Source organism: Aeromicrobium sp. A1-2 (genome assembly GCF_003443875.1).
Classification (GTDB): Bacteria; Actinomycetota; Actinomycetes; order Propionibacteriales; family Nocardioidaceae; genus Aeromicrobium.
On record NZ_CP027482.1, the window covers coordinates 988,403 to 1,011,423 of the forward strand.

Here is a 23,021-nt window from a genome sequence, read left to right on the forward strand (position 1 = left end):
CGAGTGAGTCTCGTCCTGGTGCCCATGTCCGCCGAGCGATTCATCTCGTGGAACGAACGTCTCGTCGCCGAGTACGCGCAGGAGAAGGTCGACGCGGGCAACTGGCCCGCCGAGGGCGCCCTCGAGCGTTCGATCACGGAGAACCGCACGCTTCTTCCCAAAGGCGTCGACACCCCCGCGCACCACCTGTTCATCGGCGCCGTCGATCGCGAGGAGGTCGGCGTCCTGTGGCTGTTCACCGATCTTGCGGTGCCGGTCCCGGAGGCCTTCATTTACGACATCGAGATCGGCCAGGCGCGCCGCGGGCAGGGCTACGGGCGGGAGCTACTCGAGGCGGCGGAGGGCTGGTGCGCCGACCACAGCATCGCGGTCCTGCGACTGCACGTCTTCGGCTCCAACACGACCGCGATCAGCCTCTACGAGTCGTCCGGCTTCGAGATCACGAACCTCAACATGAGCAAGCAGATCCGATGACGGACCAGCCCTACGGTGACGAGGCCCGCGAGCGTTTCGTCGACGAACCGCCCAAGCGATCGGGACGCACTCCGTTCGAGCGTGACCGGGCCCGCGTCGTCCACTCGGCGGCACTGCGACGGTTGTCGGCGAAGACCCAGGTGATGGGCGCGGGATTCGACGACTTCGTGCGTAACCGGCTGACCCACTCGCTCGAGGTGGCGCAGGTCGCCCGTGAGCTCGGCAAGTCCTTGGGTTGTGATCCGGACATCGTCGACTCCGCTGCGCTGGCACACGACCTGGGACACCCGCCGTTTGGCCACAACGGCGAGGTCGCGCTCGATGAGGCGGCCCAGTCGTGCGGCGGCTTCGAGGGCAACGCCCAGACGCTGCGGATCCTGAGCCGGTTGGAGTCCAAGGCATTCGCCGCGGACGGCAGCAGCGTCGGCCTCAACCTCACCCGTGCGACGCTCTCGGCGTGCGTGAAGTATCCCTGGCCGCGCGGCGAGGCACCCGACGGGAGCGGCAAGTTCGGTGCGTACGCCGACGACCTCGCAGTGTTTACGTGGCTCCGTGACGGGGCGCCGGCCAAGCGTCGTCCGATCGAGGCGCAGGTCATGGATCTGGCCGACGACATCGCGTACTCGGTCCACGACGTCGAGGACGGTGTCGTCGGCGGCTGGTTCGGGCTGCGGTCCGGAGAGCTCGACCGAGATGCGATCCACGACGTCGCCCGCGACTGGTACGCACCCGATGCCGGTGACGACCGGCTCGACGCGGCGCTGGGACGTCTGCACGAGCTGCCCGAGTGGCCGCGGACTCAGTTCGATGGCAGTCGCGCCGAACGTGCCGTGCTCAAGAGTCTGACGAGCGCCCTGATCGGACGATTCGCGCGCGCTGCCGAGCTTGCAACGGTGCAGCAGTGGGGCGATGGTCCGCTGATCCGCTTCGCAGCCGACCTCGAGGTGCCCGCGGACACCCGTGACGAGATCACGGTGCTCAAGTCGATCGCCGCCCACTACGTCATGCGATCGGACGACCGTGCCGGCGCCCTCGGTCGGCAGCGCGAGCTCCTGTCGGCGCTGGTCGAGGTGCTCGACCGCTCCGACGGCACCGAGCTCGAGGCCGAGTTCGCTCTCGACTTCGCTCAGGCGAGCGACGACTCGGCCCGTCGTCGGGTCGTGATCGACCAGGTTGCGAGCCTGACCGACGTCTCCGCGCACGCGTGGGCGCTACGGCTCCTGCACTAGCTGTGATGCCCAGCCAGGTTGTCCAATCTGGTGATGGGTGCTTTCTTCCCGACTGCTGAGTGGGGCCGGTGGTGGTTGTATTGGTGGATCCATGATGGCAGGGCGGCGAGTCGGGCTGATTCGGAGTTGTAGAACTTCTTGAAGGCCCAGCCCTCGGCCAGGGTGCGGTGGAAGCGTTCGATCTTGCCGTTGGTCTGGGGCCGGTAGGGCCTGGTCCGGCGGTGCTTGACTCCCAGATTGGCGCAGGTCTCGGCCCAGAGGTGGCTGCGGTAGCAGCTGCCGTTGTCGGACAAGACCTGCCGAACGATCACGCCGCGTTCGGCGAACCACGCGACGGCGTTGCGCAGCACTTCGGTGGCGGTCTCCTTGGTCTCATCGTCATGGGCTTCGACGTAGGCGACGCGGGAGTGGTCATCGATCACGGTGTGCAGGTAGCAGGTCCGATCAATGGGTTGCCGTACTTGTTGCGTGGACCACCGATGCGCACGGTCGTCGCTGATCTGTTCTTGTCGCCCTGGCCGCGGCCGACGTAGCGCCACCCTCCGCCGTCAGGGACTTTCCCGAGTTTCTTGACGTCGACATGGATCATGTCGCCCGGACGCTCGTGTTCGTAGCGGCGGATCGGTTCACCGGTCACGCGGTCGATGTGGGTCAACCGGTTGAGCCGGCAACGGACCAGCACCGCATGCACGGTCGAGGCCGGCATGTTCAGCCGGTCGCCGATCTCGATCGGCCCCAGTCGCTGCTTCCAGCGCAGGTGCACGATCTTTCGAACCATCGGTTGCGGCGTCCGGTTCGGCTGACGGTGCGGCCTGGAGGACCGGTCGACCATTCCGGCCTCACCCTCGGCCGGTAGCGATCAGCCCACTTCGTCGCGGTCTTCCACGACACGTCATAACGTTCAGCGGCCCGCGCTGGCGGCCAACCATGGTCGACAACAAGACGAGCCAACCGAAGCCTGGCTCGCGGCGTCAAAGCCGCGTTGGAATGGGTAGCGTGGCACATGAAGACCTCCTGGTCGTGAAGCGGTTTCTCAACAGCTCCACTCCACACCGGGAGGTCTTCACCCGTCTACAAATTCAGATCAAGACATCGCACGATCTCGACCAACGTGCCTGGGCATCACAACTAGCGGTCCTGCGGGTGGGCCGGGCCGACTAGCATTCACCCCATGGCCGGGCGCATCAAGGACGACGACATCCAGCTCGTCCGTGAGCGCGCACGGATCGATGAGGTCGTGGAGCAGTACGTCACGCTCCGCAATGCTGGCGGCGGTTCCCGCAAGGGGTTGTGCCCGTTCCACGACGAGAAGTCGCCGTCGTTCAACGTCCGACCCGTGCAGGGCTTCTATCACTGCTTCGGCTGTGGCGCCTCGGGAGACGTCTACAAGTTCCTCATGGAGATCGAAGGCCTGACCTTCGTCGAGGCCGTCGAGCGCATCGCGATCAAGGTCGGCATCACCCTCAACTACGAGGAAGGCGGCAACACCGGACCGCGTCGCGACCCGCAGCAGCGCCCGCGGCTGCTCGCGGCACACCGCGAGGCCGCTGAGTTCTACGCCACAACACTGCAGTCCTCACCCGATGCTCAGGCAGGCCGTCAGTTCGTCAAGGACCGCGGGTTCGACCAGGCGGCCGCCGAGAAGTTCGGCATGGGCTTCGCGCCGCGTGGGGGAGAGGCGCTGGTGGCTCACCTCAAGGCCAAGGGCTTCACCGATGAGGAACTCACGGTCGGCGGTCTGGCGGCCAGCGGCTCGCGCGGCCTCTACGACAAGTTCCGGGGCCGCGTCCTCTGGCCGATCCGCGAGATGACGGGGGACGTCGTCGGCTTCGGCGCCCGGCGCATGTTCGATGATGACCGCATCGAGGCCAAGTACCTCAACACGGCCGAGACGCCGATCTACAAGAAGAGCCAGGTCCTCTACGGCCTGGATCTCGCGCGTCGGTCGATCTCGTCGTCGAGCCAGGCCGTCATCGTCGAGGGCTACACCGATGTCATGGCGTGCCACGAGGCCGGTGTGACGACCGCGATCGCGACCTCCGGCACGGCGTTCGGCGAGGACCACGCCCGCATCCTCCGACGACTCATGCTTGACCACGACGCGTTCCACGGCGAGGTCATCTTTACTTTCGACGGCGACGAGGCTGGCCAGCGCGCTGCGCTCAAGACCTTCGGTGGCGATCAGCAGTTCGTGGCCCAGACCTATGTCGCGGTCGAGCCGCGCGGCATGGATCCGTGCGACCTGCGACTGGCCGATGGCGATGCCGCGGTCCGCGAGCTCGTCGCGTCCCGCATCCCGCTATACCGGTTCGTGCTGGACAACATGCTCAGCAAGTACGACCTCGACCGCGGCGACCAGCGCGTCGACGCGGTGCGCGAGGCGGTCTCGTTGAGCTCGGCGATCCGCGACAAGTCCAAGGTCGACGAGCTGCTCCGCGAGATCGCCGGGCGGGTCGGTACCGACATCGAGCAGGTCCGTGCCGAGCACCGCCGTCGTTCGACGTCAAGTCCCAAGGGCGCGCCTGCCGCGGCCGCCGCGACCAGCGACGCTGCACCCACTGCCTTGCCGAGCCCTGCGGTCAACTTCGGGCTCCCGCAGTTCGCCGACGAGCGCGAGGCGCTCAAGGCGATCGTGCAGCACCCTCACCTGGCCGGTTGGTACGCAGACGACATCGGTGACAACGACTTCACCCACCCGGTCTCCAAGCAGCTCTGGACACACATCCAGTCCATGCCGTGGCCGACTGGTCCTGACTCGAACTGGTTGCCCCGTCTCTCGGACACGATCGAGGACCTTGACGTCAAGCGGGTGCTGTCGATCGCTGCGGTCGAGCCGATGCGGGCGCGGGAGAACAACACCGAGGCCGTGGTCAAGTCGATCATCGTGCGGCTCCAGATGATGACCTGTGGTCGCAAGCTGGCCGATCTCAAGTCCAAGCTGCAGCGGACCAACCCGATCGACCAGGCTGAGATCTACAACCGCATGTTCGGTGAGCTCATCGCCCTGGAGCAACAGTTCCGTCTGCTGCGCGATCGCTCGCTCGGCGGCGACGCCCCCAGCTGACCTCGGCGCTGCGGGCGGTCCACAGCGGCCGTGGCAGGGGGAGCGACGAGGCCCTGATGGGCCGAGTCTGGGTGGATGGACCGATTCGTGCGCGACTTTCTCGCCCTCCCGCCCCTGGATGCCGCTCAGGAGCTCGTGCTGGCCCGGCTGGCGCGTCGCGGCGACCGTGAGGCGCGGGAGGCCCTCATCATGTCCGGCATGCGGGCAGTGGCGATGCGGGCCAGACGACGAGGTCTCCATGGTGAAGAGCTGCGCGACGCGGTGCAGTCCGGCGCGATCGGGCTGATCCAGGCAATCGATCGTTATGACCCCGATCGTGGAGCGCGACTGGCGACGTACGCCTGGCACTGGATCGGCGCAGCGATGATCGTTGAGCGGCGGCCCGAGCTGCCGCTGGATGATCGGGATCGTCCGGCCGAGGTCCCGATCTGCTCTGACCTGGACTTGCTCGACGGGATGCCAGCACAGCTTGCGGAGGTGCTGCGAGTCCGGTTCGGCCTGTCCGATCCGACCGCCTCGCCCCTGCCGCGTCACAGGGTCGCCGACCGGCTCGGCCTGACGGTGGCGCAGGTTCGAGCCCTCGAGGGCAAGGCGATGCGACAACTCCGCACCCGGCTTGCTAAAGTTGTCGACCGTGCTCCTCCGCAGCGAGGAGCCGATCCCCCATAGCTCAATTGGCAGAGCATTCGACTGTTAATCGGAGGGTTCTTGGTTCGAGTCCAAGTGGGGGAGCAGGACCGGAACGGCGCCGATATCGGCGCCGTTTCGTCGTTCTAGGCTCAGTTGCGGATCGCCCCGGTCTCCTTGGCGTGCTGGCGTCGGCCGATGAGCCTGTACGCGACTCGCGCCGGCGGTGGGACCAGCTTGAGGAACTGCTTGCGCTCCGCCTCGTCGGCCTCTTCCAGGATGTGGCCGAGGATCACCAGGCGACGTTTGCCGGGGATTGCCCCGAACCCGTGTTTGCCGAGTTGTCCCCACTCCTCCTCGGAGAAGTGCGTCGACACCAGCGGCAGGATGCGGCTCTCTTCTTCGGCCAGGTGCTCGATGAGCACGCCGTGCACGCCCTCCAGTCGGCTCGCCATCCGCTCGGCGACGTCGGCGTCGGCGGTGGGGGACCAGGTGGCGAGGTCCCGCCGGACGTCCGCCACGGCGGCGGCGATCTGGTGGTGCTGAGCCTCCATCCGATCTATGAGCTCACTCTCGAGCTCAACGCGGGGGCGCAGCACCGGCCAGAGGAGCTCGTCCTCGCCGGTGTGATGCGTGTGCAGGAAGTCGAGCATCTCGTTGGCGTGTGTTGTCAGGCGAGCGGCCCGGGCCGGGTCGCCGGCGGCCGCGCGGAGCTGGTCGGGCAGCTGCCCGATCTCTCGCCGGACGACGCGATGTATCAGCAGCATGTCGTGGGTGTCGGTGGTCACGGGAGTCTTCTTTCAGGCTTGCGCCGCTCCTCATCGCGACGCGATAACGCAGAAACTACTCCTGCTCGGCGGCCCCGGGAATACCTCCCGCGGAGCCTTATTCGCCCCATACGAGGGAAAATACCTCGAATGCCGTGGCGTGGGTGACGCCCATCCGTGAGCCGGTTGGCCGAGACGCGCCCTCGAGGAACTCGGCCGGGTCGAAGTTCTCCCAGCCCAGTCCCTCGATGTACGCCTGGTGGGCCCGGAGTGACTGCACGCCCCGGTCGAACGTGTCGGTCGTGTCGACGCCGTGTCTGCTGTCGGGGGAGCCCGCGGCCCACACCTGTCTGACCCCGCCCCACTGCTCGAGCCCGGCAACCAGCTGATCGGGATAGATCCAACGGTTGCCCGCATCGCTAGCGCTGTTCATTGCCGCACGTCCGACCGCCATGTGATCGGGCTGGTTGGGCATCGAGCCGCCCCAGGTCTCGCGGAAGTTGTTCGTGATGATGATCTCCGGCCGGTGCAGACGCACGGCTCCGGTGATGGCCCGGCGCAGCGGCACGCCGTACTCCAGCGTCCCGTCCGGCAGCCCCAGGAACTCGACCTGCTCGACGCCGACCACATGGCCCGAGGCGATCTGCTCGCCGATCCGGATTTCGCGGCACTCGTCGGGCGGGATGCCGTCGATGCCGGCTTCTCCGCTGGTCACCATGCAGTAGACAACGGTCTTGCCCTGGTCGGTCCACCTTGCGATGGCCGCAGCAGCACCGAACTCGATGTCATCGGGATGCGCCACGACGACGAGGGCGCGTTCCCAGCTCTCGTCGACGGGTTCGAGGGTTGAGGGTTCCATTCCGTTAGGCTAAGCCCGCATTCCCTCGGGGAGGTAGCTCAGCTGGTTAGAGCAGGGGACTCATAATCCCTGGGTCGCGGGTTCGAGCCCCGCCCTCCCTACTTGCGAGCCCCGACCACTCCATCGGTGGTCGGGCGTTCCTCACGATCTGCAGCGGGTCAGCCGCACTCCGCGTAGAAGTACTTCGCGAGGTTCTGGCTGGCCTCGACGTAGCCGTCCATGTCACTCGCTTCGAACGGGTCGTCTCCGTCGACCTCACCCGCTGCCATGTCACCCATCGTGGCCATGTACTTCGTGAGCACGGCGATGTCGGCCTTGAGCTCAGTAGGTGCGCTCTGGGCCAGCGCGTCGTACGCGTCTTCAACCCTCTCCAGCTGATCCGCGGCACCCGCCGCAATGTCTTCCAGGTCCGGTGTGGCGCCGGCGGACGGCATGCTCTTCACGGCGTCGAGGCCGATCTCCTGGACGTTCTTCATCGCAGCGCAGAACTCGGGCTTGCTACCGCCGGATGACGGCTCGTCGTCTTTGACGTCGTCGCTCCTGGAGCTGGCTGCGAAGGAGGGTTTGCCGTCGTCATCGTCACCGAGGGCGTTGGCGGCGAACAGCCCGCCGCCGATGACCAGTGCTGCGGCGACGAGAATGCCCACCGCGCGGACGGTGTTCTTGTTGCTGTCGCCGTCGACGCCCTGCGCGGGTGCCGATTCGGTTGCTGCCGCGGCTACGGATGTGGGCTCGATGAGAGTGTCATCGGCCGAGCTCGAAGCGGTCGGCGCCGGTGGTGCCGGCGGCCCGGGTGGCAGCGGTGGCGGCGGGGGCGGCGGGGGAGGTGTGACAACAGCTTCGCGAGCGGTGACGGCTGCGCGTACCTCGTCGTCACCGTGCTCGGTGAGCCACTCGAGCAGTCCGGGGTAGGCGGACGGGTTGGCCGCGATGGCGGTCCACGTGGTCCGATCCTCCTGCGCGATCTCTTGCAGGCGAGCCGGCGTGGTTGCTGGATCCGCGGCTTCGCGCATGAGCTTGCCAGATTCCATGGGTGTGTCCTCCCGAGAGAGCCTGCCCCGTGGCATGGCGGTGCTCGGAACCCTAGTGGGGTGATCGGAGTTGACCAGGAGTGGGTCAAGGATCCGTCGTGCCGGTGATCTGCGTGGTGCGTCTCCCGGCGATGCGGACAGCGGGCATCACCCCTAGTCTCGACGGATGACGACCGACATCGCTGAGACCCGTTTGCACCGCAGCATCGACCGCCTGCCGCCCGATGAACGCCAGCAGATCGGCCGTCTGCGCAGTTTCAACCTCGTCATGGGGCTCGTGCATGCCGTGTCGGCGAGCGTCATGCTGGCGCTCTCGAGCAGCTTCTCGATCGACGTCATCAGCTTGTTCCAGAACGCACAGCCGGGTGCCGAGCTCGATCCCGCACGCCTGGAGTCGGTCGGCGGCCTGCCGATTGCCGCGCTGACCGTCTCGTTCCTGTACATCTCGGCGTTCTTCCACCTGCTGATCGCCTCGCCCCTGGGATGGCGGCGCTACGAGCTCGAGATCGCCAACGGCATCAACCGGTTCCGCTGGGTCGAGTACTCGATCAGCTCGACGCTCATGATCGTGGCTATCGCGCTGCTGCCCGGCATCCAGGACATCGCCGCGCTGGTCGCGATCGCCGGAGCGAATGTCGCGATGATCCTGTTCGGCTGGATCATGGAGGTCGCGAACCCGCCGGAACGGAAGTCGACCTGGTGGACACCGTTCACGATGGGCTCGGTGGCCGGGGCCGTCCCGTGGATCGCGATCACGATCTACCTGATCGGTGGCGGCTCGAACGTCCCCAACTTCGTCTACGGCATCTTCGTCAGCATTTTCGTGCTGTTCAACTGCTTCGCGATCAACCAGTGGCTGCAATATCGCGGCCGTGGACGGTGGGCCAGCTACCTGTTCGGCGAGCGGGTGTACGCCTGGCTGAGCCTGACCGCCAAGAGTGTTCTGGCGTGGCAAATATTCGCCAACACCCTGGTGTGACGCGGCGCTGGATCAGGCGTCGACAATCGCCGCGTCCACGGGCTCGGTGATCCAGCTCCACCCCTGCTCCACGAGCCGGGCTTCGAGCTTGCGACCCGCGCTCGAGCCCATCCGCCACGAGAGCTCCTCCTCCGGCACCGGGGAGACGTATCCACGGTGACTAGTCCTTTTCGCCATGTCGATCCTCCGTCTCGCGGGTTGGTTGCGATCCAGAGATTAGAACAACAGACATAGCCGGACAAGATATTTCGGGCCACAAACTTATGCACTTTCCTGGCTCCCGGAATCCCGCGGTGCGAGACAATGAGACATGCGCGACGCGGTGATCTTCGACATGGACGGCACGCTCTGTGACACCTCGGCGATCGAGCACCTGATCGCGGGGGAGGACAAGGACTTCGCGGCCTTCCACGCGGCGTCGGCCGACTGCCCGCCGCGGCCTGAGATCGTCGAAGCAGCCCGCGAGCAGAGCCGTCAAGGGCACGCCGTCCTGGTGGTGACGTCCCGCGAGTTCATCTGGCGTGACCTGACCCTGGACTGGTTGGTCGGCCAGGACATCCTGTACGACGCGCTCTACATGCGGATCGTTGGCGACTACCGCAGGGACGTACAGGTCAAGCAGGACATCCTGGCGCAGATCTGCGCCGACGGATTCACCGTGCGTGCTGCATGGGACGACAAGCCGGCCGTCATCGACCTGTGGCGTGACAACGGCATCGAAGTCACGACGGTCGGGTAGCCCTCAGAGCCCGAAGGTGCTCCGCTGGTCCTCCGGGACCAGGTCGAGGAATTCCGGGTTGTCCCGGATGACCTTCGGGACGAACGGGCAGAACGGCAGCACCGAGCCGCCTCGGGAGGCGATCTCGGCGAGGGCGCCGCTGATCAGCTGGCCGCCGAGGCCGCGACCTTCGAAATCGGTGAAGATCCGGGTGTGCGGCAGCGCGTACTCGGTGCCGTCCTTGCGGTAGTCCACATAGCCGGCGAGCTCACCGTCGACCGTGATCTCGAACCTTGACGAGCTGGGATTGTCCTGCACTGTGGTCGTCATTCGACATTCCCTTCGGGCCGGATGTTGTCCCTAGACGCGTGGATGCGTCACAATGGTCTCAGGTGCATCCAAGACGCTGGGGAAGGCGACACTAGGGAGGCACCGATGAACATGTCTTCGCCGACGACCCCGACCAGGGGTGTGCTCTTTGTGCACTCCGCTCCATCTGCGCTGTGCGCACACGTGGAGTGGGCTGCTGCTGGCGTGCTCGGAGGTACCGCCGACCTTGCCTGGGTGCCGCAGCAGGCCGAGCCCGGCACGTATCGAGCCGAGTTGTCGTGGCAAGCCGGATCCGGCACGGCCGCAGCGTTGGCCTCGGCGATGCGCGGTTGGGAACGCTTGCGCTTCGAGGTCACCGAGGAGCCGACGGCGACGTCGGAGGGTGCCCGCTACTCGTACACGCCGTCTCTGGGGATCTTCCACTCAATGACCGGCCTGCACGGGGACATCGTGATACCCGAGGACCGCATCAAGGCGTTCCGGGTCAAGGTCGCTCTCGGCGAGGTCGACATGGACTCCGCACTTGACGGGCTTCTCGGCGTGGCATGGGATGCCGAGCTGGAGCCCTTCCGGCACGCCGGCGAGGGTGCACCGGTGCGCTGGCTGCACCAGGTGATCTAGCCGATCTGGACCGTCACGGCCGGAGTGGACTTGCCGGCCTTCTTGTCGGTCAGCCGGAACTGCCGCTCGCCCTGGCGCGAGGTGTAGATCTGGGTCTTGAACTTCGCTCCCTTTGTGGTCGTGGTCGCGATCGGGAAGTCGTCCCACTCACTGCCCGCGTCCTTGACCTGCACCTGGAGCGATGTTCCGACGCCGGCCGACGGGAAGGTGCCCGACAACGTGAAGCGCTCACCGGGTGCGACCTGCTTGCTCGACACGTTGAGCTCCGGGTCGGGGGTCTCGGGCTCGGATGTCGTCGCCTCCGGAGTCGGCTCGGGGGTCGGTTCGTCCGTGGGTGTGGGTGCGGCGGTTGACGGCGCGGAGATCGGGGGCAGATCGACTGAGCTGATGCCTGTTGCGCTGACGAGAGCCGAACCGCCCAGGCCGAGCACGAGACCGAGCGCCGCGCCGACGAGGACGAACCAGAACGCCAGGCGACGGGCCAGACTGCGGCGTTCCGCATTCTCGTCATCCTCGTCTCGGACAGGCGGGGCGGGGGACTCCAGCCCGATCGGCAGCTTTTCAGCGTGACCGGGCGACCGACTGCCGTCGTGCAATGCGACGGCGTCGATGGCGTCCTGGACCGTCACCAGCGCGTCGACGGTGTCGTCGGACAGGTAGACGTCGAACCGCTTGCCCAGTTCCTCGGCCAGCTCGATGATCGTGAGCGAGTCGGTGCCGAGGTCCTTGAGGACCGCCTCGGGCACGACGGCATCGTTCGTGCATCCGACCAGGCGAACGAGAATGTCCGTGAGCTGCTCATGGACTGCGGCGGGTTGAGACACGAGGCGAGTCTAACGAGGGTGCGGAGGATCACGCGCATCCGTGCAGCGAATCGGCGGTGCCTGACCCTCCTCGGCCTAGGATGATTTGATGGAAAAGGTCGAAGACATCCAGTATCTGGTGGTCCACGGCTATCGTCGAGCATTCCGCATCTCCGGTTCCGGTCCTGCCGTTCTCCTCATCCACGGGCTCGCCTGCGACTCATCAACGTGGCTCGACGTCATCCCGAAGCTGTCCGAGCACTTCACTGTGATCGCGCCTGATCTGCTGGGCCACGGCGAGTCCGACAAGCCCGATGCCGACTACTCGCTCGGCGGCTATGCCAACGGCATGAGGGACCTCCTGACGGTGCTGGGCATCGACAAGGTGACGGTCGTCGGCCACAGCTTTGGCGGCGGAGTCGCGATGCAGTTCGCCTATCAGTTCCCCGACCGGACCGAGCGGGTCGTCCTGGTCTCGACCGGCGGCCTCGGCCGCGAGGTCACTCCGCTGATCAGGTTGCTGACAGTGCCCGGAAGCAGCGCTGCGCTGGCCGTCGCCACCTTTCGACCGTGGCGGCCACTCGTCGCAGGAGGCATGCGGGCGCTGGCCAAGACACCATTGCGTGTGACACGCGACCTCGACGAGGTTGCCCGGATCTATGAGTCTCTCGCCGACCCGGCGGCGCGAACAGCCGTCCAGCGGGTGACGAGCCACGTGCTGAACTGGAAGGGTCAGTTCGTCACGATGACAGACCGCAGCTACCTGGCCCGGCTGATGCCAGTCCTGGTCGTCTGGGGTCGAGACGACATGGTCATCCCCTCGGCCCACTCCGAGGCCGCGCCGACGCACGGATCATCGGACGTGCACGTGTTCGACGACTCAGGGCACTTCCCGCACAAGGACCACCCCGAGGAGTTCAGTCGTCTCGTGACGGAGTTCATCGAGGACAATCCGCCCGCGCAGTATCACCGTGGTCGCTGGCGGGCACTGCTCCGCCGCGGCGATCAGTACGCTCTCGAGCCCGTGCCGGTGCTCGGCGGCGACGACGTCACGCCCGCGGTCGTCTAGGACGCGGGCCGGACCTCAAGCGGCGGGGGCGCCACGATGGCCTCGGCCTCGGTCCCGGCCTCGGCCTCGGCCTCGGCCTCGGCCTTGCGCCGTTGTCGTTTGGTGTTGCCCGTGGCCCATGCTCCGATCACGACTGCGATCCAGCCGATGAAGGCCCCCGCGACATCGTCGGCGAGGTAGTGCCAGCCGAAGTAGATCGTGGCCAGCACGACCAGTCCCAGGTAGACCCAACCGATCATCTGCACGACCTTGCGCTGGTTGGTCGCGCGCAGGAACAACGCCGCCGAGACCACCACGGACACATGCAAGGAAGCGAAGCCGGCGATGCCGTACGTCGTGCCGCCGGTCGGATCCTCGTAGAACCTCGTGGCAGCACGGAACAAGCTCCCTTGCAACTGGGCTGCGCTGGTCTCGGGCAGATTCGCGAACATGGCCGGCTGCACGAACGCCGGGCCGAACGTCGGGAAGATGTAGTAGCTGATGACCCCGAGCACCCAGTTGAGACTCAGCGCGGTTGCGTACCACGCGCCGAGCGACAGGTCCTTGCCCCACACCAGGAAGGCGCCGAGGGACAACGGGATCAGCGGGAGGTAGGCGACGTAGATGACCGACAGGAGCTGCGCCGAGAAGCCCACGCCCAACAGGTCGTGCAGGACCGGTGCCGGGTTGTGGTTGAAGAACAAGAAGTAGTCGATGTCGAGCATCTGCTTGTCGAAGTGCACGCCTTCACGAGCCAGCGGCAGATCGCTCTTGAGGTTGCGATAGCTCACGTAGCAGACATAGAACGAGATCAGGCCCAGCGCGATGTACGTGACGCGCTTCCAGGTCCACTCCGCACGGATGATCTCCATGAACTGGAAGAGCCGCGGAGTCTGGTCCAGGGAGCGCAACGGCGTCAGGTCAGCCGGGACACTGCCAGCCTCGAAACGGCGGGCGGCAACCAAGCGGTCGGCGCCGTTGGAGACAAGCCACAGCGGAATCGCGAGGAGCCCGAGCCAGGCCCAGTCGCCGATCCGCGGGTGCAGGCTGCTTGCCACGGAGCTGACCAGGAAGAGCGGAAGGACGATCCGCAGCATCTGCCGGGCGATCGCGCGTCTCCACGTCAGCGGGCGCAGCGTCGACTCGTCGAGCACCACGATCTCGGTCAGGCGCGAGATCGTGGTGATGCCGGTCCGAGTCTGGCTGCGCAGCTCGTAGAGGGCGAACGGGCCGATGACCGCAACCGCCACGACACCCACCGCCACGTGTCCCGCGGTGGAGCCGTTCGCCGCGGCCCAGGCGATCGCGACGATTCCGGCGGCCAAGCCCCAGAAGAACGTCGAGACGAACCCGTCAAGCAGGCGACTCACGACCGATGAGCCGTGCTCGAGCGAGCGCCGCCACTCCACGGTGTGCGTGAACGAGCGGCGTGAGCGGTTGAATGCGGGGGGCACGATGCCCGCGGCAAAGAACAGCAGACCGATCAGCGGAAGCCGGATGTAGGCCGGTCCGAGGAACCCGTCAGGGTCGCGCAGAGGCACGTCATAGCGGTTGGACGCGATGATCGCGGCCAACCCCACGGCCACCGAGAGACACACGGCAAAGGTATAGGGCCGACGACGCATAGGCGCCATCCTATTAGGTGACCCTGAGATTCAGTTGTGAGGGCGGCTCAGGCGTCTCCGCCCTCCTGTGCAACCCCCGCGACGGCGGTCGGATCATCGATCTGGAATCGGTTGAAGGCCTCGCGAACGGTCTCGGGTCGGACCGAGCCGCGTTGGGCGAGTGTCTGCAGAACCGACACGACGATCGACTCGGTGTCGACCTGGAACGTGCGACGTGCGGCCGCGCGGGTGTCCGCGAAGCCGAAGCCGTCGGTGCCCAACGACTGCCATGCTCCGGGCACCCATCGGGCGATCTGGTCGGGCACTGCGCGCATGTAGTCGCTCACCGCGACCGTCACCGCAGAGGTGTCCATGAGCTTGACCGTGATGTAGGGCATCCGGCTGTACTCGCCCGGGTGGTTGAGGTTCCACTTTTCGGCAGCGACACCGTCGCGGGCCAGCTCGTTCCACGACGTCACGGACCACACGTCGGCCGCGACTCCGTAGTCGGCGGCGAGGATCTCCTGCGCCTTGAGCGCCCAGGGGACCGCGACTCCGGACGCCATGATGCGAGCAGTGACATCGCCGTCCGCAGCCTTGCGGTAGATGTAGGCGCCCTTGAGGATGCCCTCGACGTCTACGTCTTCCGGCTCGACCGGCTGGTTGATGGCCTCGTTGTAGACCGTCAGATAGAAGATGATGTCTTCGCCGTGGGGGAACGTCTCGGTCGATCCGTACATCCGCTCGAGGCCGTACTTCATGATGTGGCTGATCTCGAAGCCGAATGCGGGGTCGTAGTGCACGACCGCCGGATTGGTCTGCGCAATCAGCGGCGAGTGGCCGTCGGCGTGCTGCAGGCCCTCGCCCGTCAGGGTCGTACGACCTGCGGTGGCACCGATCAGGAAGCCACGGGCCAGCTGGTCGGCCATGGCCCAGATCGAGTCGGCGGTGCGCTGGAAACCGAACATCGAGTAGAACATGTAGACCGGGATCATCGGCTCGCCGTGCGTCGAGTACGAGCTGCCAGCGGCGATCGCCGACGCCATCGCGCCTGCCTCGCTGATGCCCTCGTGCAGGAGCTGGCCCTGGGCGGACTCCTTGTACGCGAGCAGCAGCTTGCGGTCGACCGAGTCGTAGGTCTGACCGGCCGGGTTGTAGATCTTGGCCGAGGGGAACATCGAGTCCATGCCGAATGTGCGGTACTCGTCGGGAGCGATCGGCACGATGCGCCGACCGATCTCGGGATCCTTCATCAGATCGCGCAGCAGGCGGACGAAGGCCATCGTCGTTGCGATCTGCTGCTTGCCCGAGCCCTTCTTGAGCTCGTCGAAGGTCTTGTCCTCGGGCAGCTTGACACTGACCGGGTTGACCACGCGCTTGGGCAGCGAACCGCCCAACGCATGGCGGCGCGCCTTCATGTACTGGATCTCTTCGCTGTCCGGACCGGGGTGGTAGAACGGCGCGATGTCACTGCCGTCGATCTGCTCGTCGGAGACCGGGATGTTGAGCCGGTCGCGGAAGCCCTTGAGGTCGTCCTTGGTCAGCTTCTTCATCTGGTGCGTCGCATTGCGTCCGGCAAACGACTCGAGCAGCCAACCCTTGACGGTGTGCGCGAGGATCACGGTCGGCTGGCCGGTGTGCTTCTGGGCAGCCTCGAACGCGGCGTAGACCTTGCGGTAGTCATGACCGCCTCGGGGGAGCCGCTCGATCTGACCGTCGGTCAGGTGCTCGACCATCTTCTGCAGCCGCGGATCGGCACCGAAGAACTTCTCCCGGTTGTACGCGCCGGACTCCACCGACAACGTCTGGAACTCACCGTCCGGGGTGCGGTTCATCTGGTTGACCAGTGCGCCGTCGGTGTCGCGGGCCAGCAGGTCGTCCCACTCGCGTCCCCACACGACCTTGATGACATTCCACCCGGCGCCCCGGAAGGTCGACTCGAGCTCCTGGATGATCTTGCCGTTGCCACGCACGGGGCCGTCGAGCTGCTGCAGGTTGCAGTTGACGACGAACGTCAGGTTGTCGAGCTCTTCGCGCGCAGCGATGCCGATCGCGCCGAGCGACTCGGGCTCACCCATCTCGCCGTCACCGAGGAACGTCCAGACGTGCTGCTGGCTGGTGTCCTTGATGCCACGGTTGTGCAGGTAGCGGTTGAAACGTGCCTGGTAGATCGAGTTGATCGCGCCCAGGCCCATCGAGACCGTGGGGAACTCCCAGTAGTCGTTCATGAGACGGGGGTGCGGATACGACGACAGGCCGTTGCCGGCACCGTGAGAGTGCTCCTGACGGAACCGGTCCAGCTGTGTCTCGGACAGACCGCCCTCGAGGTATGAGCGTGCGTAGATGCCTGGTGCAGCGTGACCCTGGAAATAAATGTGGTCACCGCCGCCGGGGTGGTCCTTGCCGCGGAAGAAGTGGTTGAAGCCGACTTCGTACAGACTCGCGGCCGACTGGTACGACGCAATGTGTCCGCCGACGCCCAGACCCGGGCGGTTGGCACGCGACACCATGACGGCGGCATTCCAGCGGATGTAGGAACGGATGCGACGCTCGATCGCCTCATTGCCGGGGAACCACGGCTCGCGCTCTGGTGGAATCGTGTTGATGAAGTCGGTGCTGCGGAGCGCCGGGACGCCGACGTTTTGTTCGCGGGCGCGTTCAAGGAGCCTGAGCATCACGTAGCGGGCACGGCTGCGCCCCCGGCTGTCGATCATGTCGTCGAGCGAGCTGACCCATTCTGCCGTCTCATCGGGGTCGATATCGGGTAGCTGGGTCGGCAGACCCTCGTGAATGACTGGCGGACGTTCGTGACCGGATTGCGGCATGCTTGCTCCCTTGCGTCTTGTGGACGTGTCCATCATTCCACCTCGGGTTCGCTACTGTGATAGCGGCAACAGTGCCGACGTACCTACTTTTCAGTAGGTTTTCAACGAACGTAGGGAGACATCGCGGTGGACGCGGGCAAGTTGGGCTTCGGTCCTGACACCGTCATCCAGGAGCTTGGCTGGGATGAGGACGTCGACGAGGAGCTCCGTGTCGAGATCGAGCGCGTCACCGGCAACAACCTGGTCGATGGTGACCATGGTGATGTCGTCGATGGCGTGATCGTCTGGTGGCGAGACAAGGATGGCGATCTGATCGACTCCTTGGTCGACTCGTTGCAGGATCTCGCCGAGGGGGGATCGGTGTGGTTGTTCACGCCCAAGGTTGGCCGCGAGGGATACGTCCCGGGCGCTGACGTGGTGGAGGCAGCACCCATCGCGGGTCTGTCGACGACCACGACGGCGTCGGCCTCCGACGAGTGGGCATCGACGAGGCTGACCGCGCACAAGCGCTGAGCTCGGCTAATGACCTAGGGTCGCCACCGGTGATTGCGCCGCCAGATCGTTGATCTCGGTGCGCGATATTCGGGGTGACCGTCGCGATCCGAGAATCGGATCGCCCATCCGTCCTGATGGACGGTGCGATGGTGGTGTGCGCAGATCAGCACGCCTTCGGCCAGGATTGTGGTCTGCCCGACTGCGAACGGCGTCCTGGCGTGGTGTGCCTCGCACCATCCGGGTGGGCGGTCGCAGCCCGGGAACGAGCAGCCGCCATCGCGACGCTCCATGGCGCGCCGCTGGACGACCGTGAACGCACGCTTCTCGGCGCCGTGATCGAGGGGGAGCGACGCCCCTCCGAAGACTTGCGGGATGAGTCCGAGGTTGCAGGCCATCTGACGGGCCTGCCCGGCAGAGATGCGGGTGCCGGTCGAGAGGGTTGCGGCTCGAACACCGTTGACGAGGGTTTCATAGTCGAGCGCCACCATGAGGGTGGCGCCGACACCGCCACGCCCTGGCAGCTGGTCGGCCGGCAGGTGGCCGCAGAGCTCGGCGAATCCGAGGCCCTGGCGGGTGCGCGCGATGAGGTCGCGGTCGTAGTAGGACGCCGCGGCTGGAGTCGCGTCGTGAAGATGATCGCGCCGTGGGGCGGAGATCGCCTCGATAGCGGTGCGGAGCATGTCGGCCTGGGCATCGGGTAGGACGAAGCTGCCCCGGTGGGTGCCGTCGCGGTTGTCGACCATCCAGAATTCCGACCGTTTCCAAGCTGACTTCTCCCGGGACTCGAGCGACTCGTTTTCGTGAGCGTCGACCTCAGGCTTGGGCTTGAACTGATCGGTGATTCGCAATGACCTCGACCGCAGGTCCTTGAGGCTGAGCCGGGAGGCATCACCGATCAGCCGGTCCTCGCACCGGTGCTTGTGCTCGTCGAGGGTGTCGTCCGGCAGGTCGGAGATGGCTCCGGCGATGATCGCAGCTTGAGCGGCACCAATGTCTCCGCGCGCCAACGCGTCCTCGGTGCGGCCCGCTGCCCGCAGCGTCTCGCCCATGCGCACAGCCGACTCGGCCGAACGACGGTCACCGCCGAATGCCCCGGCGAGCATCGCTCCGGTCGAGGTTGCGCCCTTGCGCTTCGCGTAGTCGGAGTGGTCGAGCGATCGGGCAGCAGCCACGAGCTGCGCCCTGACCCGGGCCTCGATCCGCATCAGTCGTTCGCTCAGCGCGGCGATCGTGGCCGGCTCGAGGTTTTCCCACGCGTCGATCGGCATGCGGTCGAGCGCGCCGCCGATGTCTTCGACACCACGCGTTAGCGGGTGGGGGAGGGGGGTGGCGAGAGCGGCAGACATGATCCTCGCAGCGACTAGAACGTATGTTCGATTCTAGCATCGAAGGAGCGGCGGCGTCAAGGAGTAATAGTCTGAAATATGTTGCTATTCCAGTGCGATATGAGGCGCGCCTCCAGTGGCTCGATCCTGCGCGCAGCCTCCGGCAAGCCGCCTCGGGTGGTCGCACCTAGGCTGATCGCATGACTCTCGACATCGGCTCTGCCGCCCCTGATTTCACCCTCAAGAACCAGCACGGCGAGGACGTCTCGCTCTCGTCATTCCGAGGTGACAAGAACGTCGTCCTGGTGTTCTTCCCGTTCGCGTTCAGCGGCATCTGCACTGGTGAGCTCTGCGAGCTCCGCGACAACCTCGGCGACTTCGAGTCCGATGGCGCCGAGATCCTGGCGATCTCGTGCGACCACTTCTTCTCCAACCGCGCATTCGCGGATCGTGACGGATACAAGTTCTCGATCCTCAGCGACTTCTGGCCGCACGGGGAGGTCTCTCGTGTGTACGGCACGTTCAACGAGGGTGCCGGAGCCCCCAATCGCGGCACGTATGTGATCGATCGCGAGGGCATCCTGCGCTGGAAAATCGAGAACGGCATCCCCGATGCGCGCGACCTGTCGGCCTATCGCGCGGCGTTGGCTGAGATTTCCTGAAATCTTCCGCAATAACCTGCGCGCTCGACGGCCCGTGAGGTTTGATTAAGCCCACGCGGCTGCCAGGGACCCGAGACCTTGGCAGCTGCGGTTCTTTTTGTCCCGGCTCCCTGTGGATGAGGGTGGTTGCCGGCGCTTGCGGTATCGTTCCGCTGGTCCTGAGGGCGAATAGCTCAGTTGGTTAGAGCATCCGGTTTACACCCGGAAGGTCGGGGGTTCGAGTCCCTCTTCGCCCACTTGCTTTCGTCGGTCGCAACCATGGCTGTCCTGGTCGACCGCAGAAGGGTGAGTCCTTCCTGGCCTGCGCCCAGCTTGCCGATGGGGCGGCGTTCCAAATTCCCAACAAACGGGACATCTGCTGCTCTATCTTTGGCCCGTGACCATGAAGGTAGGAGCAACGCAGCAGGACGTTCTCAAGGACGGCCGCCACCGCACCCGGGTGCGCGCGACGTTCTCCGACGGCACTCATCGCGATCTCACGTTCGTGACTCGGGACAACATCCCCTTCGTGAAGACCAACAAGGGCGACATCTGGTTGCCGACCATGCTGGTGGTGGCGATGCGCCGTGGTGAGGACCTTGAGCTCACTGATCCGATTTCCGAGCGTGCCGTCGCGATCAACCGTGTTCAGGACATCCTGACGACGTGGTACTCGCGGCGTATGAAGCGCGTGGAGGTGCAGGCACCTCCCGCTCAGAGCAACCGCCGGCGGCTGCTCGCATCTCCCGAGCGGTTGACGGGGACGTGCTTCACCGGCGGCGTGGACTCCTTCTACAGCTTGACCAAGAACCAGGACCGCGTCGGAGCGATCGTCTATGGGTTCGGTCTAGACGTGCCGTTGCGTGAGACTGCGGCCATCGAGCGCACTACTTCACTGCTTGAGCAGGTCGCCGCAGAGAGCGGCAAGCAGCTCCTCACCGCCAGGACGACGATCCGAAAGTTCCTGGCGCCAGACACCCGCTGGGGCAGCGAAGCCCACGGCGCGGCCCTCGCCAGCCTCGGGACCCTGTTCTCTCCCGTCATCGATCGGATTCTGGTGCCCGCGACCCACAGCTACGCGACCGGCCAGAAGTGGGGTTCGCATCCCCTGCTCGACGATCTCTGGTCCACCCGCCGACTCATCGTCGAACATGACGGCGCCGAGGCTGGCCGTGCACTGAAGACGTCGCTGATCGCTGACAACCCGGTTGCTCAGCGGCACCTTCGTGTCTGCTACATGGAATTCGCCACGATGAATTGCTGTCGCTGCCTCAAATGCCTGCGCACGATGGCGAATCTCGCCGCGGTGGACCGGCTGGACAGCTTCCCGACGTTTCACGAGCCGCTCGACCTCCAGCGGCTGGGCTCGTACGAGCTGCGCCGGGGCAATGCCGTGAACCAGATTCGTGACCTTCACAACTTCGTCCGCCGCACCCCGGGGAAGGAGGACATCACCGAGACTCTCGCGGGGATGCTTCAACGCGTGGGCGTCGCCAAGTAGGTAGGGAAAACCCTGGTCTCCGGGCAAACTGCCCCGCCACGGCATGAATGCTTCGTACTTCCAGGTCGACTCTCCAAACGAAGGAATCGACCATGAGACGGCGGGCGGCAGCGATTTCACCCTGGTGCAGGACGGCGTGGAGTCCGGGGACGATGCATGGCCAACGACGACGTCATCGGCGGATTCGGGTCGGGCGAGAGCGTCTGGGATCGTCGGGGACTGTGCCGCCGGGTTCGTGGTCGGGCCGGCATCGACGATTCCTCCGACACAGGCGCGATCGGACGGCTCAGGATCAACTTCGACGGCTCGGGGGACTTCCTCGGGGTCTACGACGGCGGTGACGCCGAGGACATCGTGGTCATCATCAACCTGACGGACAAGTTGACGATCAAGTCATCGCGCGGGAACCCCGACGAGTCGACCGTCGTTGGGTTCGGTGAGCCTGAGGCGCTGTGCCGGGGTGCGCTTCCGACCGACTGAGCGGTGGATCGTTGTCTAGCGGCGTCGGGTGTCAGCCGACGGACTGGCCGAATCGGGCCCCGGTCTGTTCGGGGCCGGGCTGCCAGGCGCGCGACTCCTCGGTGCTCGACAGCACGTAGACGGAGCCGCCATCCTGGTTCGGGCTCGTGATGGCGAACACCGCCTCGCCATAGTCCCTCGGCTGGTTCACCGAGACGCTGTCGTTGGACGGAAGCCCGGCGACCGCTGCTCCGAACCTGTTGCCCACGCGGACCGCACCCGGAGTGCCGGGGGAGTCCTCGGTGATGAAGGGGGAGGGGAATGAGAGCTGGGAGATCCCGATCCGCAGGATCTGGGCGCCTCCCGCATCGGGGACCCGGCCGACGTCCTCGCCGGGTATGCCGATCACCAGCGTGCGGTCGTCGCGGTACGCGACGGCCGAGCCGAACTGGTCGCCGGACTCCACGATGCCGGCCACGCCGGAGGTCGACTGGGTCAGCGTGATGGCCTTCAGGATACTGGTGGGGCCGTAGCGCTTGAGGACCGTGACGCTGCCGGCGTCCTTGACCTTGCCCACGTCCTCGCCGGGCACGCCGATGGCGAACTGACGCAGGGATGACAAGGGAGGCAGCTCGCTGCCGCTGAGGCTCGACCCGAAGCGATCGCCGGCCTCGGCCTTGCCGGGGACGCCGGACGTGTTCTCGGTGATCAGCCTGGACCTCGCGTACTTGCTGATGGCTGTCACGGACCCTGCCGCGGTGTGACCGTCGACCCGGTCGCCGGGGGCGCCGACGTAGAGGTAGAAGTCCTCGGCATCTGCCACTGGCAGGTAGTTGAGGAACTGGATCACCTCACCGAAGCGGTCTCCCGCCTGCAGGGTTCCGGGAAGACCACGCGAGCCCTGTCGCTCCTGGACGGCCGCCGAAGGCCGACCGAGGTCATCGGTTCGGTTGACGACACCTCCGTCGTTGTTCTCTCCCGGAGCGCCGAAGGCGAATGTGACCGGGTACTCGTCGCTACCGCCGAGAGCCGCGACCGAGTAGCCGAACTCGTCGCCGGCCTCGACGTTTCCGCCCACGTCGCCCTGGTCGACGTTGTCGATGAGCTCCTGCTCGATGTCGTCGTTGGGGCCACCGTTGATGGTCAGGACGTGCCCCATCCCGGCGTCGACCTTCCCGTCGACGTCCTCTCCCGGCGAGCCGATGATGATGCCGTAGCAGCCGTCGATGCTGGTCCGATTGGCGGCGACGGCCCAGCCGAAGTGATCACCGGCCTCGGGGGTCTCGCCGAGATCTGTCTGGGTGAGCACCCGGCGGCTGCCCCCGCCCATGACACCTTCGGCGTCGCCGAACAGGATCGTCACGGTGCCCGCCTCGGGCTGACCCGCGACGGTCGCCTCCGGGTCGCCGACGACGACATCCTCGAATCCGTCGCCGTTCAGGTCGCGGTATGGGCGCGAGGAGTCGCACGGCTCGGTCGCGGCGTCGGCCGGGCCCGCCAGCGCCAGCGGCGCAGCCAGCGCTGCGACGGTCGCCGCGATGCCCAAGGCGAACATGCTTCTCGTCGGTGTCATAGAGGGACTTTGCACCAGCCTCTCTCAATTAACAAGGGGGGCGATCAC

22 protein-coding genes, 3 tRNA genes and 1 pseudogene are annotated in these 23,021 nt (G+C 66.1%); 15 read left to right on the forward strand and 11 right to left on the reverse strand.

Going from position 1 to position 23,021, the window contains the following annotated elements:
* The first annotated feature begins 3 nt into the window (after positions 1 to 3).
* On the forward strand, positions 4 to 474 hold the full coding sequence (locus C6I20_RS04830) for an N-acetyltransferase (protein WP_162891126.1): 471 nt from the start codon (positions 4 to 6) through the stop codon (positions 472 to 474).
* Complete coding sequence (locus tag C6I20_RS04835) at positions 471 to 1,703, forward strand: deoxyguanosinetriphosphate triphosphohydrolase (protein ID WP_118394930.1); 1,233 nt, start codon at positions 471 to 473, stop codon at positions 1,701 to 1,703. Before C6I20_RS04830 ends, C6I20_RS04835 begins: the two co-directional genes overlap by 4 nt.
* Here the strand turns inward: C6I20_RS04835 and C6I20_RS04840 are convergent.
* Positions 1,700 to 2,708, reverse strand: a pseudogene (locus C6I20_RS04840) (IS481 family transposase). The gene C6I20_RS04835 and the pseudogene C6I20_RS04840 overlap by 4 nt on opposite strands.
* A gap of 166 nt (positions 2,709 to 2,874) precedes the next feature.
* Between C6I20_RS04840 and dnaG the strand changes: the two are divergent.
* From dnaG to C6I20_RS04855, 3 genes are all read left to right on the forward strand, one after another.
* A complete protein-coding gene (gene dnaG / locus C6I20_RS04845) occupies positions 2,875 to 4,767 on the forward strand; it encodes a DNA primase (RefSeq protein WP_118394931.1) in 1,893 nt (630 codons plus the stop codon).
* A gap of 75 nt (positions 4,768 to 4,842) precedes the next feature.
* Positions 4,843 to 5,436 carry a sigma factor gene (locus C6I20_RS04850; protein WP_118394932.1) on the forward strand — a complete coding sequence of 198 codons (594 nt, stop codon included), beginning with the start codon at positions 4,843 to 4,845 and terminating at the stop codon, positions 5,434 to 5,436.
* Positions 5,427 to 5,499 (forward strand) — tRNA-Asn (locus tag C6I20_RS04855). The genes C6I20_RS04850 and C6I20_RS04855 overlap by 10 nt, the downstream gene beginning before the upstream one ends.
* A gap of 47 nt (positions 5,500 to 5,546) precedes the next feature.
* On the opposite strand, the gene C6I20_RS04860 is transcribed toward C6I20_RS04855, so the two are convergent.
* Both C6I20_RS04860 and C6I20_RS04865 read right to left on the reverse strand, forming a co-directional pair.
* On the reverse strand, positions 5,547 to 6,182 hold the full coding sequence (locus C6I20_RS04860; protein WP_254052253.1) for a hemerythrin domain-containing protein: 636 nt from the start codon (positions 6,180 to 6,182) through the stop codon (positions 5,547 to 5,549).
* 97 nt (positions 6,183 to 6,279) lie between these two features.
* On the reverse strand, positions 6,280 to 7,020 hold the full coding sequence (locus C6I20_RS04865) for a PIG-L deacetylase family protein (protein ID WP_118394933.1): 741 nt from the start codon (positions 7,018 to 7,020) through the stop codon (positions 6,280 to 6,282).
* A 27-nt stretch (positions 7,021 to 7,047) separates the two neighbouring features.
* Here C6I20_RS04865 and C6I20_RS04870 point away from each other — a divergent pair.
* A tRNA-Met gene (locus tag C6I20_RS04870) sits at positions 7,048 to 7,121 on the forward strand.
* A 57-nt stretch (positions 7,122 to 7,178) separates the two neighbouring features.
* Here C6I20_RS04870 and C6I20_RS17320 read toward each other — a convergent pair.
* On the reverse strand, positions 7,179 to 8,051 hold the full coding sequence (locus C6I20_RS17320) for a hypothetical protein (RefSeq protein WP_216822989.1): 873 nt from the start codon (positions 8,049 to 8,051) through the stop codon (positions 7,179 to 7,181).
* 166 nt (positions 8,052 to 8,217) lie between these two features.
* On the opposite strand from C6I20_RS17320, the gene heR reads away from it, so the two are divergent.
* On the forward strand, positions 8,218 to 9,030 hold the full coding sequence (gene heR / locus C6I20_RS04880) for a heliorhodopsin HeR (RefSeq protein WP_118394934.1): 813 nt from the start codon (positions 8,218 to 8,220) through the stop codon (positions 9,028 to 9,030).
* A 12-nt stretch (positions 9,031 to 9,042) separates the two neighbouring features.
* Here the strand turns inward: heR and C6I20_RS17025 are convergent, their stop codons facing one another.
* A complete protein-coding gene (locus tag C6I20_RS17025) occupies positions 9,043 to 9,207 on the reverse strand; it encodes a hypothetical protein (protein WP_162891127.1) in 165 nt (54 codons plus the stop codon).
* A 133-nt stretch (positions 9,208 to 9,340) separates the two neighbouring features.
* Between C6I20_RS17025 and C6I20_RS04885 the strand changes: the two genes are divergently transcribed.
* On the forward strand, positions 9,341 to 9,769 hold the full coding sequence (locus C6I20_RS04885) for a hypothetical protein (protein ID WP_118394935.1): 429 nt from the start codon (positions 9,341 to 9,343) through the stop codon (positions 9,767 to 9,769).
* Positions 9,770 to 9,772: 3 nt separating this feature from the next.
* On the opposite strand, the gene C6I20_RS04890 is transcribed toward C6I20_RS04885, so the two are convergent.
* Positions 9,773 to 10,078 carry a GNAT family N-acetyltransferase gene (locus C6I20_RS04890; protein ID WP_118394936.1) on the reverse strand — a complete coding sequence of 102 codons (306 nt, stop codon included), beginning with the start codon at positions 10,076 to 10,078 and terminating at the stop codon, positions 9,773 to 9,775.
* 111 nt (positions 10,079 to 10,189) lie between these two features.
* On the opposite strand from C6I20_RS04890, the gene C6I20_RS04895 reads away from it, so the two are divergent.
* Positions 10,190 to 10,699, forward strand: a complete 510-nt coding sequence (locus C6I20_RS04895) for a DUF3145 domain-containing protein (protein WP_118398601.1) — start codon at positions 10,190 to 10,192, stop codon at positions 10,697 to 10,699.
* Here C6I20_RS04895 and C6I20_RS04900 read toward each other — a convergent pair.
* On the reverse strand, positions 10,696 to 11,523 hold the full coding sequence (locus C6I20_RS04900) for an acyl carrier protein (RefSeq protein ID WP_118394937.1): 828 nt from the start codon (positions 11,521 to 11,523) through the stop codon (positions 10,696 to 10,698). The two genes, C6I20_RS04895 and C6I20_RS04900, sit on opposite strands and share 4 nt — an antisense overlap.
* An 88-nt stretch (positions 11,524 to 11,611) precedes the next feature.
* Here C6I20_RS04900 and C6I20_RS04905 point away from each other — a divergent pair, with 88 nt between their 5' ends.
* Positions 11,612 to 12,571 carry an alpha/beta fold hydrolase gene (locus C6I20_RS04905; RefSeq protein ID WP_118394938.1) on the forward strand — a complete coding sequence of 320 codons (960 nt, stop codon included), beginning with the start codon at positions 11,612 to 11,614 and terminating at the stop codon, positions 12,569 to 12,571.
* Here the strand turns inward: C6I20_RS04905 and C6I20_RS04910 are convergent.
* Positions 12,568 to 14,175 carry a phosphatase PAP2 family protein gene (locus tag C6I20_RS04910; protein ID WP_162891128.1) on the reverse strand — a complete coding sequence of 536 codons (1,608 nt, stop codon included), beginning with the start codon at positions 14,173 to 14,175 and terminating at the stop codon, positions 12,568 to 12,570. The two genes, C6I20_RS04905 and C6I20_RS04910, sit on opposite strands and share 4 nt — an antisense overlap.
* Positions 14,176 to 14,222: 47 nt before the next feature.
* Positions 14,223 to 16,979 carry a pyruvate dehydrogenase (acetyl-transferring), homodimeric type gene (gene aceE, locus C6I20_RS04915; RefSeq protein ID WP_118394940.1) on the reverse strand — a complete coding sequence of 919 codons (2,757 nt, stop codon included), beginning with the start codon at positions 16,977 to 16,979 and terminating at the stop codon, positions 14,223 to 14,225.
* Between the two features lie 126 nt (positions 16,980 to 17,105).
* Here aceE and C6I20_RS04920 point away from each other — a divergent pair, with 126 nt between their 5' ends.
* Positions 17,106 to 17,492 carry a DUF3052 domain-containing protein gene (locus C6I20_RS04920; RefSeq protein WP_118394941.1) on the forward strand — a complete coding sequence of 129 codons (387 nt, stop codon included), beginning with the start codon at positions 17,106 to 17,108 and terminating at the stop codon, positions 17,490 to 17,492.
* A 14-nt stretch (positions 17,493 to 17,506) separates the two neighbouring features.
* Here C6I20_RS04920 and C6I20_RS04925 read toward each other — a convergent pair whose 3' ends face one another.
* The gene (locus C6I20_RS04925; protein ID WP_118394942.1) at positions 17,507 to 18,820 is read right to left on the reverse strand and encodes an HNH endonuclease signature motif containing protein; all 1,314 of its coding nucleotides are present in this window, start codon (positions 18,818 to 18,820) and stop codon (positions 17,507 to 17,509) included.
* A gap of 179 nt (positions 18,821 to 18,999) precedes the next feature.
* Here C6I20_RS04925 and C6I20_RS04930 point away from each other — a divergent pair, with 179 nt between their 5' ends.
* The 4 genes from C6I20_RS04930 to C6I20_RS04945 all read left to right on the forward strand — a co-directional run bounded on the left by C6I20_RS04930 (position 19,000) and on the right by C6I20_RS04945 (position 21,421).
* Positions 19,000 to 19,461 (forward strand): peroxiredoxin, encoded by a 462-nt coding sequence (locus C6I20_RS04930; protein WP_118394943.1) that lies wholly within the window; start codon positions 19,000 to 19,002, stop codon positions 19,459 to 19,461.
* A gap of 162 nt (positions 19,462 to 19,623) precedes the next feature.
* Positions 19,624 to 19,697: transfer RNA gene (locus tag C6I20_RS04935), tRNA-Val, on the forward strand.
* Positions 19,698 to 19,837: 140 nt separating this feature from the next.
* On the forward strand, positions 19,838 to 20,941 hold the full coding sequence (locus C6I20_RS04940; RefSeq protein ID WP_162891129.1) for a hypothetical protein: 1,104 nt from the start codon (positions 19,838 to 19,840) through the stop codon (positions 20,939 to 20,941).
* Between the two features lie 156 nt (positions 20,942 to 21,097).
* Positions 21,098 to 21,421, forward strand: coding sequence for a hypothetical protein (locus C6I20_RS04945; RefSeq protein WP_118394945.1), 324 nt, complete (start codon positions 21,098 to 21,100; stop codon positions 21,419 to 21,421).
* Between the two features lie 31 nt (positions 21,422 to 21,452).
* Here the strand turns inward: C6I20_RS04945 and C6I20_RS04950 are convergent, their stop codons facing one another.
* The gene (locus C6I20_RS04950) at positions 21,453 to 22,973 is read right to left on the reverse strand and encodes a hypothetical protein (protein ID WP_162891130.1); all 1,521 of its coding nucleotides are present in this window, start codon (positions 22,971 to 22,973) and stop codon (positions 21,453 to 21,455) included.
* Between the last annotated feature and the right edge of the window lie 48 nt (positions 22,974 to 23,021).

Coding starts and splice junctions, on each gene's coding strand:
- C6I20_RS04835 (WP_118394930.1), top strand. CDS start 471: ATGACGGACCAGCCCTACGGTGACGAGGCCCGCGAGCGTTTCGTCGAC.
- dnaG (WP_118394931.1), top strand. CDS start 2,875: ATGGCCGGGCGCATCAAGGACGACGACATCCAGCTCGTCCGTGAGCGC.
- C6I20_RS04850 (WP_118394932.1), top strand. CDS start 4,843: ATGGACCGATTCGTGCGCGACTTTCTCGCCCTCCCGCCCCTGGATGCC.
- C6I20_RS04865 (WP_118394933.1), bottom strand. CDS start 7,020: ATGGAACCCTCAACCCTCGAACCCGTCGACGAGAGCTGGGAACGCGCC.
- C6I20_RS17320 (WP_216822989.1), bottom strand. CDS start 8,051: ATGGAATCTGGCAAGCTCATGCGCGAAGCCGCGGATCCAGCAACCACG.
- heR (WP_118394934.1), top strand. CDS start 8,218: ATGACGACCGACATCGCTGAGACCCGTTTGCACCGCAGCATCGACCGC.
- C6I20_RS17025 (WP_162891127.1), bottom strand. CDS start 9,207: ATGGCGAAAAGGACTAGTCACCGTGGATACGTCTCCCCGGTGCCGGAG.
- C6I20_RS04885 (WP_118394935.1), top strand. CDS start 9,341: ATGCGCGACGCGGTGATCTTCGACATGGACGGCACGCTCTGTGACACC.
- C6I20_RS04890 (WP_118394936.1), bottom strand. CDS start 10,078: ATGACGACCACAGTGCAGGACAATCCCAGCTCGTCAAGGTTCGAGATC.
- C6I20_RS04895 (WP_118398601.1), top strand. CDS start 10,190: ATGTCTTCGCCGACGACCCCGACCAGGGGTGTGCTCTTTGTGCACTCC.
- C6I20_RS04905 (WP_118394938.1), top strand. CDS start 11,612: ATGGAAAAGGTCGAAGACATCCAGTATCTGGTGGTCCACGGCTATCGT.
- C6I20_RS04910 (WP_162891128.1), bottom strand. CDS start 14,175: ATGCGTCGTCGGCCCTATACCTTTGCCGTGTGTCTCTCGGTGGCCGTG.
- aceE (WP_118394940.1), bottom strand. CDS start 16,979: ATGCCGCAATCCGGTCACGAACGTCCGCCAGTCATTCACGAGGGTCTG.
- C6I20_RS04925 (WP_118394942.1), bottom strand. CDS start 18,820: ATGTCTGCCGCTCTCGCCACCCCCCTCCCCCACCCGCTAACGCGTGGT.
- C6I20_RS04930 (WP_118394943.1), top strand. CDS start 19,000: ATGACTCTCGACATCGGCTCTGCCGCCCCTGATTTCACCCTCAAGAAC.
- C6I20_RS04945 (WP_118394945.1), top strand. CDS start 21,098: ATGGCCAACGACGACGTCATCGGCGGATTCGGGTCGGGCGAGAGCGTC.
- C6I20_RS04950 (WP_162891130.1), bottom strand. CDS start 22,973: ATGACACCGACGAGAAGCATGTTCGCCTTGGGCATCGCGGCGACCGTC.